At 73.7% G+C, this 12730-nt stretch carries 9 protein-coding genes; 1 reads left to right on the top strand and 8 read right to left on the bottom strand.

Annotated elements, in window-relative coordinates:
- Positions 1 to 83 precede the first annotated feature (83 nt).
- The 3 genes from AB0G79_RS06780 to AB0G79_RS06770 all read right to left on the bottom strand — a co-directional run bounded on the left by AB0G79_RS06780 (position 84) and on the right by AB0G79_RS06770 (position 3753).
- Positions 84 to 1196 carry an AfsR/SARP family transcriptional regulator gene (locus AB0G79_RS06780; protein WP_360801216.1) on the bottom strand — a complete coding sequence of 371 codons (1113 nt, stop codon included), beginning with the start codon at positions 1194 to 1196 and terminating at the stop codon, positions 84 to 86.
- A 364-nt stretch (positions 1197 to 1560) separates the two neighbouring features.
- Entirely contained in the window at positions 1561 to 2028 is a 468-nt protein-coding gene (locus tag AB0G79_RS06775) for an anthrone oxygenase family protein (RefSeq protein WP_360801213.1), read from the bottom strand.
- Positions 2029 to 2061: 33 nt separating this feature from the next.
- A complete protein-coding gene (locus AB0G79_RS06770) occupies positions 2062 to 3753 on the bottom strand; it encodes a von Willebrand factor type A domain-containing protein (protein WP_360801210.1) in 1692 nt (563 codons plus the stop codon).
- Positions 3754 to 3966: 213 nt separating this feature from the next.
- On the opposite strand from AB0G79_RS06770, the gene AB0G79_RS06765 reads away from it, so the two are divergent.
- Complete coding sequence (locus AB0G79_RS06765; RefSeq protein WP_360801207.1) at positions 3967 to 4692, top strand: DNA-binding response regulator; 726 nt, start codon at positions 3967 to 3969, stop codon at positions 4690 to 4692.
- Between the two features lie 18 nt (positions 4693 to 4710).
- On the opposite strand, the gene AB0G79_RS06760 is transcribed toward AB0G79_RS06765, so the two are convergent.
- The 5 genes from AB0G79_RS06760 to iolB all read right to left on the bottom strand — a co-directional run bounded on the left by AB0G79_RS06760 (position 4711) and on the right by iolB (position 12721).
- A complete protein-coding gene (locus AB0G79_RS06760; protein WP_360801204.1) occupies positions 4711 to 5586 on the bottom strand; it encodes an ABC transporter permease in 876 nt (291 codons plus the stop codon).
- The gene (locus tag AB0G79_RS06755; protein WP_360801201.1) at positions 5583 to 8240 is read right to left on the bottom strand and encodes an alpha/beta fold hydrolase; all 2658 of its coding nucleotides are present in this window, start codon (positions 8238 to 8240) and stop codon (positions 5583 to 5585) included. Before AB0G79_RS06755 ends, AB0G79_RS06760 begins: the two co-directional genes overlap by 4 nt.
- Positions 8241 to 8526: 286 nt before the next feature.
- Positions 8527 to 10029, bottom strand: a complete 1503-nt coding sequence (locus tag AB0G79_RS06750; RefSeq protein WP_360801198.1) for a CoA-acylating methylmalonate-semialdehyde dehydrogenase — start codon at positions 10027 to 10029, stop codon at positions 8527 to 8529.
- Positions 10030 to 10043: 14 nt separating this feature from the next.
- Positions 10044 to 11903, bottom strand: coding sequence for a 3D-(3,5/4)-trihydroxycyclohexane-1,2-dione acylhydrolase (decyclizing) (iolD, locus tag AB0G79_RS06745; protein ID WP_360801196.1), 1860 nt, complete (start codon positions 11901 to 11903; stop codon positions 10044 to 10046).
- Positions 11900 to 12721, bottom strand: coding sequence for a 5-deoxy-glucuronate isomerase (gene iolB / locus AB0G79_RS06740; RefSeq protein ID WP_360801193.1), 822 nt, complete (start codon positions 12719 to 12721; stop codon positions 11900 to 11902). Before iolB ends, iolD begins: the two co-directional genes overlap by 4 nt.
- Between the last annotated feature and the right edge of the window lie 9 nt (positions 12722 to 12730).

Here is a 12730-nt window from a genome sequence, read left to right as displayed (position 1 = left end):
GGCGCCGGACCCGCGGCAGGTCCAACGGCATCGGCGCCCACTTCGTTCCCGACGCGCTGTCAGGTGACCGGTCGGGAGGTCGCTCAGACGGCGGAGCCGACCGGCGCGGCGGGGGCCGGGGCGGTGGGGGAAGCGGTGGGTTCGGTCGCGGCGGAGATCGCGGCGGAGGCCGCGGCGGCCGGGTTGTACTGGACGGGGACGTGGACGCCGGAGAGGCCGGCGAGCCCCGGGACGCCCGTGCGCCCGGGGAGCCGGGTGGCGGAGCCGAGGACGGAGCGGACGGCGGTGCCCCGCATGCTCAGGACGGAACGCCGGAGCCGGCACAGCCGCGCCGAGGGTTCCATGGCGCTCTCCGCCGCGAGGGCGGTGCGCAGCCGCTCGAAGGCGGCGAGGGCCTCGTCGAGGTGGCCGCAGCGCAGCAGCGCCACCATGTAGTGGGCGCACAGCGGCTCGTTGGTGCGGTAGCGGGCGACGAGCCCGGAGAGCTCGGTGAGGAGTTCGGCGTGCCGGCCGAGGCCGAGCTGCGCCTCGACCCACTGGTCGAGGACGCTGAGGCGGGACGTCTCCAGGCGCTCGATCTCGCGGCGGAGCCCGGGACCCGCGGCGACGCCCGCGTAGGGCTCGCCGCGCCAGAGGGCGAGGGCCTCGCCGAGCCGGAGGGCGGCACGCGGGAAGTCTCCCGCTTCCATGGCCCGGTAGCCGGCGCCGGCGGCGCGCTCGAACTGCCAGACGTCGTTGGCGCCGCCGCCGGTGTCGAGGCGGTAGCCGCCGGGCTGGTGGACGAGGATCGCGTCGGCGGTGCGGCGGTCCACCCACACGGGCTGCGGCTCGGCGGGGTGGGACCCGGCGGAGCGGGAACCCGTGGTGCGGGACTCGTGGGCCCGGGACTCGGCGGTGCGGGACTCGGCGGTGCGGGACTCGGCGGATCCTCGCGCCGGGTGGGGCCGCGTGTGGTCGGCCATCCCCTGCTCGGCCGCCGCGCGGTGGGCCTCCTCGCGCTCGGCGTCGCGCAGGGCGCTCGCGATGAGCGAGCGCAACTCGGCGATGTGGTACTGCAGTTCGGCACGGGCCGCGCGCGGGGCGCCGGAGGGCCAGAGCTCCTCGGTGAGGACCGTCACGGGGACGAGCTGGTCGGCGTTGGCGGCGAGCAGGGCGAGCAGTTGCCGCGGAGCGGCTGCCGTCGGGGTGATCGACACGCCGTTCTCCCGTACCGAGAACCCCCCCAGGATCCGGACGTCCACCCTTACCCCCTCAGTGCCTGTGCGGTGTCTGCGCGCGGGATGACACTTGTTGATTAGAAAAGACCCCCGTAGGCATGTCAATAAGAAACCGCGTGGTACGGAATACGTCACGGCGATATGTGACCAGTTCACCCTTTTTGACGTTAATTTTTCGGGTCACGATTTCGCCATTGGCTCAGACCATGCTCCGTCGAAGGGCGGTTTCTGGACTGGGAGGTTTGCTTTTGGGTGCCGCTCGACACGTCGACCGGCGCCGCGAAACGCGATTTCACGCCAAAAACCAACGGCCCGGTCTGTTATCCCGGCACTCCGCCCCTCTTCACGCCACGGCACCCGCCGTGACCAGGCCGAACGCACCGACCACCAGAGCCGTACGCATCCGGTGGAAGCCGTTCCAGCGCTTCTCGAACGCGGAACGGGCCGCGCCGTCCCCCGTGGACGCGCCCTCCGACGCGGCGAGCGCCACGTTCAGCGGGACGTTGCCCGCGACCGTCACCGCGTGGTTGAGGGCGGCGCAGACGAGCCCCGCGAGCAGCAGCCACTTCTGCGCGTCCGAGCGGCCGTCGGCCGGCACCAGGAAGGCGGCGGCAGGGAAGGCCACCATCCCGAAGAAGACGAGCAGGAACACGCGCCGCGGCACGCACTCGTTGATCCGGCGCATCGCCGCCACGAACTCCGCGTCCGTCAGCCGGGCGAGCGCGGGCATGATCCCGGTCTGGAAGATCAGCATGAACCCGGCGTAGAGCCCGGTGCTGACGACGGCGAGGGCGAGCAACAGGGTGGCCATGCCACCATTCTGGACCGCTGCCCGCCCTCCGTGTCAGCTGTACGGGTCTCCGGACCTCAACTCGCCCTCACCGGAACCACTTTCTCCACTTCCCGCGACCGGCCCGCGCAGCCGGTCGGCCTGCCGGATGGCCTCGGCGAGCTCCCGCACGACCGCCGACCCGGAACGCCCGGCGATGCCGTCCGCGTGTCCGGCGAGCGCCGCGAGCCCGGGGTCGCCCGGCAGGTCCCCGCCGCGCAGCGAGTTCGCGAAGTAGGCGGCTACGGCGGTCAGTTGGAGGCTGTCGTGGCCCCCGTCCCAGATGCCCGAGGAGAGCGCCGAGGTGTCGACCGTGCCGGAACGCTCGCGCGGCGCACGGGAGGACGGGTCGAGCCAGCGGACCGTGGCGGTCGCCACCCGGCCCGTCGCGCCCGGCCGGGTCCTCACCGCGTAGAGCGCGGTGACGGTGCGCCCCGCGCCGACCTCGCCGCCGTCCACCCGGTCGTTCCTGAAGTCCTCGTCGGCGACCTCCCGGTTCTCGTACCCGATCAGCCGGAACTTCTCGACGGTCCCCCGGTCGAAGGCGACCTGCGCCTTCGCGTCGCGTGCGCGCAGCTCGACGTGGGCCGGCAGCTGGTCGACGAAGACCTTGCGGGCCTGCTCGGAGGTGGAGACGTACGCGGTGTGGCCGTCGCCCTTGTCGGCGAGCCGCTCCATGAACGCGTCGCCGTAATCGCTGCCGACGCCGACCCCGAAGAGCGTGATCCCGTACGCCTTCCGCTTCTCCTCGATCCGGCCGAGGATCCCGTCCGCGTCGGTGTCGCCGGTGTTGGCGAGGGCGTCGGAGAGCAGCACGACCCGGTTGGTGGCACCCTCGCGGCGGCCCGCGACGGCGACGTCGTAACCGGTGCGGACCCCGGCCTCGACATTGGTCGACGCGGTCGTCGTCAAGCCGTCGACGACCTCGCGGATACGGCTCCGGGCCTCGCCGACCCGGGTCATGGGGAGCAGGGTCGTCGCCACGTCGCTGAAGCTCACGAGCGCGAACGAGTCGTCGTCCCGCAGCTCTTCCGCGAGCATGCGCAGGGACTCCTTGACGAGGTCGAGCCGGCCCGGCTCGTTCATCGAGCCGGAGACGTCGACGACGAAGGTGAGCGCGGCGGGCGGGCGCGGACCCTTGCGGTCGGCCGGGCGGGTGGCGAGGCCGACGCGGACGAGCGACCAGCCGTCGGCGCCGGTGCGGGCGCCGTCGAGGCTGACGGAGAAGCCGTCGTCCGCGGGGCGCGGGTAGTCGGGGCGGAAGCTGTTGACGAACTCCTCGGGGCGCACGGAGGACGGGTCGGGCAGGCTGCCCCCGGCGAGGGTGCGGCGGGCGTAGCCGTAGGAGGCGGTGTCGACGTCGAGCGCGAAGGTGGAGAGGTAGTCGGGGGCGGGCGGGCGGTCGCGCTGCTCGCCCTCCTCGGGCGCGGGGGTTCCGGTGCTCCCGGCTCCTCCGTTGCTCCCGCTGTTCCCCGTGCTCCCGCTGTTCCCCGTGCTCCCGCTGTTCCCCGTGCTCCCGCTGTTCCCCGTGTTTCCGGTGTTCCCGGAGCCTCCGGTGTTCCCGCTGTCCGGGGCGGCGGGGGCCGTGGCCCCTCCCTTCGGCGCGCCGTGGTCGGCACCGGAGTCGTACTCCTGCCCGCCCCCGGCGCATCCCCCGACGGCGAGACCCGCGGCGAGCACTCCGGCGATCAGTCGTGTGCGTCTCATCTCATGTCCCCCTCGTGGACGGTCACTTGTGAATGTGACGAAGGAGAGGCGCTCCGGGAGCCGTCGAAGGGGTTGCGGATGGATCTCGATGCGGCAACGGCGACACGCGGGAAACGGGTGGCATGGATTCGCCATCCTCCTCAACAGGGGTTGTCACCGTGTGCAGTCACGTGCGTACATGGAGTGGACATCGATCGGCGGGGGTGGTCAGCGGTGCCAGAGAGCGCGAGCGCGGGCTCCGTGATGCTCGCCCGTTCGGCGATGAACCGGGCCGCGACCGAGGGACAGCGGCCCGCGGGGCGCCCGGTCCGGGGCGCGCGGCGCATCAGCGCGGCGCTCGCCGGGCTGGCCGCTTCCACCCGGCACGAGCTGCTGACCTTCGACGATCCCGTCGCCTCGGCGGACCGCGCGATCCCCGGGCCCTTCCTGGAGCTCGCGGGCGCCTGCATGCGGGCGGCGGCGGAGCGGGCCGGCGAGGTCCGGCGGATCGTGCCGCGGCACGCGCTGCCGAGCCTGGAGGGCGGGCTGCGGGTGCCGGGGCGGGCCCGGCTCGCGGAGGCGATCCCGTTCAAGATGATCCTGGTCGACCGGACGGTGGCGGCCGTCCCGCTCGACCTGGAGCTGCTCTACAACGGGCTGCTGCTGATCCGGGACCCGGTGGTCGTGCAGGCCCTGGTCCGGGCCCACCACGCCTGTTGGGCCTCGGCCCAGGAGGTGTCGTACGCGCCTCCGCCACCGCCCCCGCCCCGGGACCTCCCGCCGCAGCTGCGGCCCGTCCTCGACGCCCTCCTCTCCGGGGTCACGGACGAGACGGCGGCGGCCCGGCTCGGGATGTCGGCGCGGACGTACAGCCGGCGGGTCGGCGAGCTGATGGCCGCCCTCGGCACGACGAGCCGCTTCCGCGCGGGCGCGGAAGCGGCTCGGAGGGGGTGGGCGTGAGGAGACTGCGGAGCGGCGCTACGACACGACGTCCTTGCGGGCGAAGCCCCGGAAGGCGAGGGCGAAGAGGACGAGGGCGTACGTGACGGAGATCGCCGCCCCCTTCGCCATGCCGCCCCACTCCAGCTGCGGCTGGAGCGCGTCGATCCAGGCGAACTGCCAGTGCGCCGGGAGGAAGTCGCGCCAGTCGCCGAGGGCCGTGACGGCGTCGAGGACGTTGCCGACGATCGTCAGGCCGACGGCGCCGCCGACCGCGCCGAGCGGGGCGTCGGTGCGGGTGGAGAGCCAGAAGGCGAGCCCGGCGGTGACGAGCTGGGAGACGAAGACGAAGGCGACGGCGATGCCCAGGCGCAGCACGGCGTCCCCGGCGGGCACCGAGCCGCCCGTCGGCAGCTGGAGCGGCCCCCAGCCGTAGGCGACCGTGCCGACGGCGAGGGCGACGAGCGGGAGGAGGAGCATCGCGGCGGCGCTGTAGCCGAGCGCCACCGTCAGCTTGGAGGCGAGGAGCCGGGCGCGGGGCACGGGTGCCGCCAGGAGGTAGCGCAGCGAGGACCAGCTCGCCTCGGAGGCGACGGTGTCCCCGCAGAACAGCGCCACGGGAATGACGAGGAGGAAACCGGCCGAGACGAAGAGACAGGTCGCGGCGAAGTTGGCGCCGGAGGCCGTCGCCGTGTCCATCAGGGTGATGCGGCCGTTGCGGTCGCCGTCGCCGGAGCCGCCGATCGCGAAGGCCGCCAGCAGGACGAAGGGCAGGGCGACGAGGATGCCGCCCATGATCAGGGTGCGGCGGCGCTTCCACTGGCGCAGGGCCTCGACGCGCAGCGGGAGGGTGTGTCCGGCCCGGTAGCCGGGGGCGGACTCCGCCGTGCTCGCGGGGGCGTTGGCGGTGCTCATGCGGCTCCTCCTCCGATCAGGGTCAGGAAGGCGTCTTCCAGTCGGCGGTGCGGTCCGACGCCGGTCAGCGGGACGTCGAGGCGGACGAGTTCGCCGATGAGGGAGGTCGCGTCGGCGCCGTCGAGGCGGACGAGGAGCCCGCCGTCGGTGGCGGCGGCCGAGCCGACGCCCGGAAGGGCGGCGATCGCCTCGACTGCCTTCTCGACGGTCGCCTCGTCGGTGCCGGCGGCGAGGGAGACGAGCAGGGTGGAGCCGGAGCCGGTGATCTCGGCGACCGGTCCGGCCTGCACGAGCTGTCCCCGGTCCATGACGACGAGGTGGGTGCAGGACTGCTCGACCTCCGCGAGGAGGTGGCTGGAGACGATGACGGTCCGGCCCTCGGCCGCGTACCGGATCATGACCTCGCGCATCTCGCGGATCTGCGGCGGGTCGAGGCCGTTGGTCGGCTCGTCGAGGATCAGCAGGTCCGGCAGGCCCAGCATGGCCTGGGCGATGGCGAGGCGCTGCCGCATGCCCTGCGAGTAGGTGCGGACGGCCCGTTCGAGGGCGCCGCCGAGGTTCGCGATCCGCAGGGCCTCGTCGACGTGGGCGTCCTCGGCGGGACGGCCCGTGGCCTTCCAGTACAGCTCCAGGTTCTCCCGGCCGGAGAGGTGCGGCAGGAACCCGGCCCCCTCGACGAAGGCGCCGACCCGGGAGAGGACGGGGGCGCCGGGGCGGATCGCCTGGCCGAAGACGCGGATCTCTCCCTCGTCGGGGGTGATCAGCCCCATCAGCATCCGCAGGGTGGTCGTCTTGCCCGCGCCGTTCGGGCCGAGGAGTCCGAGGACCTGGCCCTGTTCGACGCGGAAGGACAGCTCGCGGACGCTGTACCGGTCCCCGCCCGCGTACTTCTTCGACAGGCCGGTGATCTGGAGCGGTACGGAGGCAAGGTCGGGGTCCGGGGCGGGCGCGGCGGTCCGGCGGCGTGCCGTGAGCAGCAGGGCCGCGGCGGCGGCGAGGCCGAGGAGCGGCAGGCCCCAGACCCACCAGGGCAGCCCGGCGGCCTGGGTGGTGACGCCCGGAGCGGTCGGGACGGTGAGCGGGCCCGTGACGGCGACGGTGTACGCGGCGGGGGCGGCCGGGGAGGCGTAGCCGAGGTCGGTGGCGGCGAGGACGAGCCGCAGCCGGTGTCCCGCCTCGATCTCGTGGTCGATCGCGGGCAGGGTCAGGGTGACCTCGCGGCCCTTCGCGGCGCCCTCGACGCGGAGGGGGGTGACGAGCTGGGCGGGCAGCACCTGCTGACGGCCGTCGGGCCCGACGTCGTACACCTTGGCGAAGAGGACGGCGGAGCCGTCGGCGGCGCCGGAGGTGACCCTGACGCGGACGGTCGGCGTGCCGGTGATCCGCAGCGCCTCGGTCTGCGGCTTCGCGTCGAAGCGCGCGTGCTGGCCGGGGAAGTCGAGGGAGAGGCCGACGCCGAGGGAGGAGAGTCCGGTGATGCCGCCGCCGAGACCGGGGACGGACGAGATGGCGGGCGGGGAGGCGCCGGCCGGGTTGGCGAAGGGCTGCGGCGGCCCGGCGAGGGCGATCCGCCGGGTCCCGTCGGTGAGACCCGGGTAGCGGTCGTCGGTCGCGGCCCGCAGGGTGGCCTGGCCGTCGGTGGAGTCGACGCCGCCGGTGCGGCTGACGCGGAAGGCGGGGCCGGTGTCCGCGGAGGTGTCGCGCTTCAGCCAGCGGTCGAACCAGGTGGTGATCCGCCGGTCGACCCGCTCGGTCTCGGGGTCGCCGCCGTCGTGGCCGCCGGCGATCCAGTCGACGGCGACGGGCGCGCCGTTGGCGCTGATCGTCCGGGCCATGGCGTCGGACTGGGCGAGGGTGAAGAGGGAGTCGGACTGGCCCTGGACGAGGAGCGCGGGCACCTTGATCCGGTCGCCGACGGCCGAGGGGCTGCGGGCTTCGAGGAGGGAGCGGGCGGCGGCGTCGGGCTTTCCGGAGACGGCGACGCGCTGGTAGAGGGCGCAGAGTTCGGGGGTGAAGCGGCCGCAGGGGTCGCCGGCCTTCGCGCCGGGGACCGGCTGGTTGCCGGCGGAGAAGAAGATCCCGGCCCAGAGCTTCTTGAAGACGTCGTTCGGGAAGAGGGCGTCGGCGAGGTTCCAGTAGGTGATCCGGGGCGCGACGGCGTCGACCCGCGGGTCGTGGCCGGCGGCGAGCAGCGAGATCGCGCCGCCGTAGGAGGCTCCGGTGACGCCGACGCGCGGGTCGCCGGCCTTGTCGAGGAGCACCTCGGGGCGGGCGGCGAGCCAGTCGACCAGCTTCCGGACGTCCTTCACCTCGGCGTCGGGGTCGTTGAGGCCGATCTGCCCGGTGGAGGCGCCGAAGCCGCGCGCGGACCAGGTGAGGACGGCGTACCCGTCGCGGGCGAGCTGTTCGGCCTGGGCGCGGACGTCGTCCTTGGAGCCGCCGAAGCCGTGCCCGAGGAGGACGGCGGGCCGCCGTCCCTCGCCGTCGCCGGTGAAGTACGAGGTGTCGAGCCGGGCTCCGTCGACGTCGATCGTCCGGTCGGCGCGGTGCGCGGGCGGCGGTTCGTCCGACGCGACGGCGGTCCAGGTGCCGGCGCCGACGAGGACGGCGAGGGCGCCGGTGACCGCGGCCCACCGGGGAATTCTCAGTCGCATGCGGTCGAGCCTAGGCGGCCGGTCCTTGAGTCTCGCCTGCCCGTGGGGGGAGTCGCGGCCCCTCCTGGAGGCGTACGGGCGTGCCCGCCCTACCGCGGGTGCGGTACGGGCACGCCAACGGCCCCCGGTGCGCGGCCGTACGCACTCCGGGGGCCGTTCCGCCTCACGCGCGGGGGCGTGGGGCGTCCTGTCGTTCCGCTCGTGTCCGTCGTGCTGTCGGCGTCGGACGGGGCGTCACGGCAGGCGCGTCGGTGATCGACGTACCTGTCGGTGGTCGACGTACGCGTCAGTGGTTGCGCGGGAAGCCCAGGTCCACACCGGACGGGCCGTCGGACGGGTCCGACCAGCGGGTGGTGACGACCTTGCCGCGGGTGTAGAAGTGCACGCCGTCGTTGCCGTAGATGTGGTGGTCGCCGAAGAGCGAGTCCTTCCAGCCACCGAAGGAGTGGTAGCCGACCGGGACGGGGATCGGCACGTTGACGCCGACCATGCCGGCCTGGACCTCCATCTGGAAGCGGCGCGCGGCGCCGCCGTCACGGGTGAAGATCGCGGTGCCGTTGCCGAACTTCGACGCGTTGATGAGGGCGAGGCCCTCCTCGTAGGTGTCGGCGCGCAGGACGCAGAGCACCGGGCCGAAGATCTCGTCCTGGTAGGCCTTGGCCGTGGTGGGCACGTGGTCCAGGAGGGAGAGGCCGATCCAGTGGCCGTTCTCGTGGCCCTCGACCGTGTAGCCGGTGCCGTCGAGGACGACCTCGCAGCCCTCGGCCGCGGCGCCGGTGACGTAGGACGCCACCTTGTCGCGGTGGACGGCCGTGATGAGCGGGCCCATCTCGGAGGTCGGGTCGGTGCCGGGGCCGATCTTGATCTTCTCGGCGCGCTCGCGGATCTTCTCGACGAGCTCGTCGCCGATGGCGCCGACGGCCACGACCGCGGAGATCGCCATGCAGCGCTCGCCGGCGGAGCCGTACGCCGCGGAGACGGCCGCGTCGGCGGCGGCGTCGAGGTCGGCGTCCGGGAGGACCAGCATGTGGTTCTTCGCGCCGCCGAGCGCCTGGACGCGCTTGCCGTTGGCGGAGGCCGTGGTGTGGATGTGGCGGGCGATCGGGGTCGAGCCCACGAAGGAGATCGCGGCGACGTCCGGGTGCTCCAGGAGGCGGTCCACGGAGACCTTGTCACCGTTGAGGACGTTGAAGACGCCGTCCGGGAGGCCCGCCTCGGCGAGCAGCTCGGCGAGCTTGATGGCCGTCGACGGGTCCTTCTCGCTCGGCTTGAGGACGAAGGTGTTGCCGGTCGCGATGGCGATCGGGAACATCCACATCGGCACCATGGCCGGGAAGTTGAAGGGCGTGATGCCGGCGACGACGCCGACGGGCTGGCGGATCGAGGCCACGTCCACGCGGTTCGAGACCTGGGTGGAGAGCTCGCCCTTGAGCTGGACGGTGATGCCGCAGGCCAGGTCGACGATCTCCAGGCCGCGGGCGACCTCGCCGAGGGCGTCGGAGTGGACCTTGCCGTGCTCGGCGACGATCAGCTCGGCGATGGCGTCGCGGTTGGCGTCGAGCAGCGCGCGGAACTTGAAGAGGATCGTGGTGCGCTGGGCGAGCGAGGAGGTGCCCCAGGTCGCGAAGGCGTCCTTCGCGGACTGGACGGCGGCGTCGACCTCCTCGACGGAGGCGAGCGCGACCTGCGTGGTGACGGCGCCGGTGGCCGGGTCGGTGACCGGGCCCCAGTTGCCCGACGTGCCCTCGACGGTCTTGCCACCGATCCAGTGGTGGACGGTCTTCGTCATGACGAGTTACTCCTTCAGAGATGGCGGCGTCGGGCGGTGACGTGCCGGTCGTACTCCTCGCGGGCCTTGACCGCCGACGGGCGGGTCGAGGTCTCGGCCACGGGCACATCCCACCATGCCTGGGCCGGGGGCGGGCCCGACACTCTGTCTGTCGTTTCGGTCTCGACGTAGACACATGTGGGAACCGTTGCGCTCCGCGCGTCCGCGAGGGCTTCTCGCAGGTCACGGACGGTGCGGGGGCGTAGCACTCGCATACCGAGGGAGGCGGCGTTGGCGCCGAGGTCGACGGGGAGCGGGGGGCCGGTGAACGTGCCGTCGTCGGCGCGGTGGCGGTAGTCGGTGCCGTACCGCTCGGCGCCGACCGCCTCCGAGAGGCCGCCGATGGAGGCGTACCCGTGGTTCTGGAGGACGACCAGCCGGAGGGGGAGCCGCTCCTGGACGGCGGTGACGATTTCGGTGGGGTTCATGAGGTACGTACCGTCGCCGACGAGGGCCCAGACGGGCCGGTCGGGGGCGGCGAGGAGGACGCCGAGGGCGGCGGGGATCTCGTAGCCCATGCAGGAGTAGCCGTACTCGACGTGGTACTGGTCGGTGGAGCGGGTCCGCCAGAGCTTGTGCAGGTCGCCGGGGAGCGAGCCGGCGGCGTTGACCAGGATGTCGCCGCCGTCGACCAGGGTGTCGAGTACGCCGAGGACCTGGGCCTGGGTGGGGCGGGCGTCCTCGTCGGGGACGGCGTAGGCCGCGTCGATCCGTCGCTGCCAGTCGGCCTTGGACTCCGCCCACTCCCCCGCGTCTCTCCGGTGGTCGTCGCCGAGGGCCTCGGCGAGCGCCGTGAGGCCCTCGCGGGCGTCGGCGACGAGGGGCAGGGCGGCGAGCTTGTGGGCGTCGAAGCCGGCGATGTTGAGGTTGACGAAGGTGGCGTCCGGCGGGAAGAGGGTGCCGGAGGCGGTGGTGAAGTCGGTGTGGCGGGTGCCGACGCCGAGGATCAGGTCGGCGTTCGCGGCCAGGTCGTTGGCGGTGGCGCTGCCGGTGTGCCCGACGCCGCCGGTCTCGCAGGGGTGGTCGTAGGGCAGGACGCCCTTGCCGGCCTGGGTGGTGGCGACGGGGATGCGGCTCCGCTCGGCGAAGGCGCGGAGCGCGTCCTCGGCGCCGCTGAAGCGGACGCCTCCGCCGGCGACGAGCAGCGGGCGCCGCGCGGCCCCGATCGCCTCGGCGGCGGCGGCGAGTTCGGCGGTGTCGGGGCGGGGGCGGCGGACGCGCCAGACGCGGTCGGCGAAGAACTCCTCCGGCCAGTCGTACGCCTCCGCCTGGACGTCCTGGGGCAGCGCGAGGGTGACGGCGCCGGTCTCGACGGGGTCGGTGAGGACGCGCAGGGCGGCGAGCGCGGCCGGGATCAGCGCCTCGGGGCGGGTGACGCGGTCGAAGTAGCGGGAGACGGGGCGCAGGCAGTCGTTGACCGAGACCTCGCCCGCGTACGGCACTTCGAGCTGCTGGAGGACCGGGTCGGCGGGGCGGGTGGCGAAGGTGTCGCCGGGGAGGAGGAGGACGGGCAGGTGGTTGACGGTGGCGAGGGCGGCGCCGGTGACGAGGTTGGTGGCGCCGGGGCCGATGGAGGTGGTGACGGCGTGGGCGGAGAGCCGGTTCCTCTGGCGGGCGTAGCCGACGGCGGCGTGGACCATGGCCTGCTCGTTGCGGCCCTGGTGGAAGGGCATGCCCCGCTCCTCGACGAGCGCCTGGCCGATCCCGGCGACGTTGCCGTGGCCGAAGATGCCCCAGGTGGCGGCGATCAGGCGGTGCCGCTCCCCGTCGCGCTCGGTGTGCTGTGCGGCGAGGAAGCGGACGAGGGCCTGGGCGACGGTGAGCCGGACGGTCATGCGTATCCCTCCGTGTGGTCGGGGTGGAAGGAGATCTTCCACTCGCGCTCGGCGCCGGGGCCCGCCATGACGTTGAGGTAGTAGAGGTCGTGGCCGGGCTGGGCGATCGAGGGGCCGTGCCAGCCGTCGGGCACGAGGACGGTATCGCCGTCGCGGATCTCGGCGAGGAGCTCGGCGCCGCCGGGCCGGGAGGGCGAGATCCGCTGGTAGGCGAGGCCGCGCGGGCCGGCGATCTCGTAGTAGTAGATCTCCTCCAGGACGGACTCGGCGCCGGGGCGGTGCTCGTCGTGCTTGTGGGGCGGGTAGGAAGACCAGTTGCCGCCGGGGGTGACGACCTCGACGGCGATGAGCCGGTCGCAGGCGAAGGCGTCGGCCGAGGCGAAGTTCCGGACCTGGCGGGCGCGGTTGCCGCTGCCCCTGGCCTCGACGGGAACCTCCGGCGCGGAGCCGTAGCGGGCGGGGAGTGGTCGCTCGCACCTCGCTCCTGCCAAAGCGAAGCGGCCCCCCGCGCCGGAGGAGATCCGGACGTGCGTGTCGCGCGGTGCATAGGCGAAATCCGTCGCTCCGTCGAACACGCTCTCGCGGCCCAGGAGTTCGATGACATCGCCGTCGACGCGCACGCTACAGGCACCGGCGAGGGGAAGCACGACCCATTCGGAATCCCCGCTCGCGAAGGAGTGGCTCTCCCCCGGCGCGAGGACGAGGACGCGGAGGGCGGAGTACTCCCATCCGGCCGACACGGGGTCGACACGGACGGCGTAGGGGCCGTCGGCGGCGGCACCGGCGGGGAGGTGGAGGGAGGGAGGCGTGCGTCGCATGGGGGTTCC

This window comes from Streptomyces sp. NPDC020807, from assembly GCF_040641575.1.
Lineage (GTDB): Bacteria > Actinomycetota > Actinomycetes > Streptomycetales > Streptomycetaceae > Streptomyces.
This window is presented reverse-complemented; position numbering and strand designations above follow the sequence as displayed.

Coding starts and splice junctions, on each gene's coding strand:
- iolD (WP_360801196.1), bottom strand. CDS start 11,903: ATGACCGTCCGGCTCACCGTCGCCCAGGCCCTCGTCCGCTTCCTCGCC.
- AB0G79_RS06755 (WP_360801201.1), bottom strand. CDS start 8,240: ATGCGACTGAGAATTCCCCGGTGGGCCGCGGTCACCGGCGCCCTCGCC.
- AB0G79_RS06775 (WP_360801213.1), bottom strand. CDS start 2,028: ATGGCCACCCTGTTGCTCGCCCTCGCCGTCGTCAGCACCGGGCTCTAC.
- AB0G79_RS06750 (WP_360801198.1), bottom strand. CDS start 10,029: ATGACGAAGACCGTCCACCACTGGATCGGTGGCAAGACCGTCGAGGGC.
- iolB (WP_360801193.1), bottom strand. CDS start 12,721: ATGCGACGCACGCCTCCCTCCCTCCACCTCCCCGCCGGTGCCGCCGCC.
- AB0G79_RS06770 (WP_360801210.1), bottom strand. CDS start 3,753: ATGAGACGCACACGACTGATCGCCGGAGTGCTCGCCGCGGGTCTCGCC.
- AB0G79_RS06760 (WP_360801204.1), bottom strand. CDS start 5,586: ATGAGCACCGCCAACGCCCCCGCGAGCACGGCGGAGTCCGCCCCCGGC.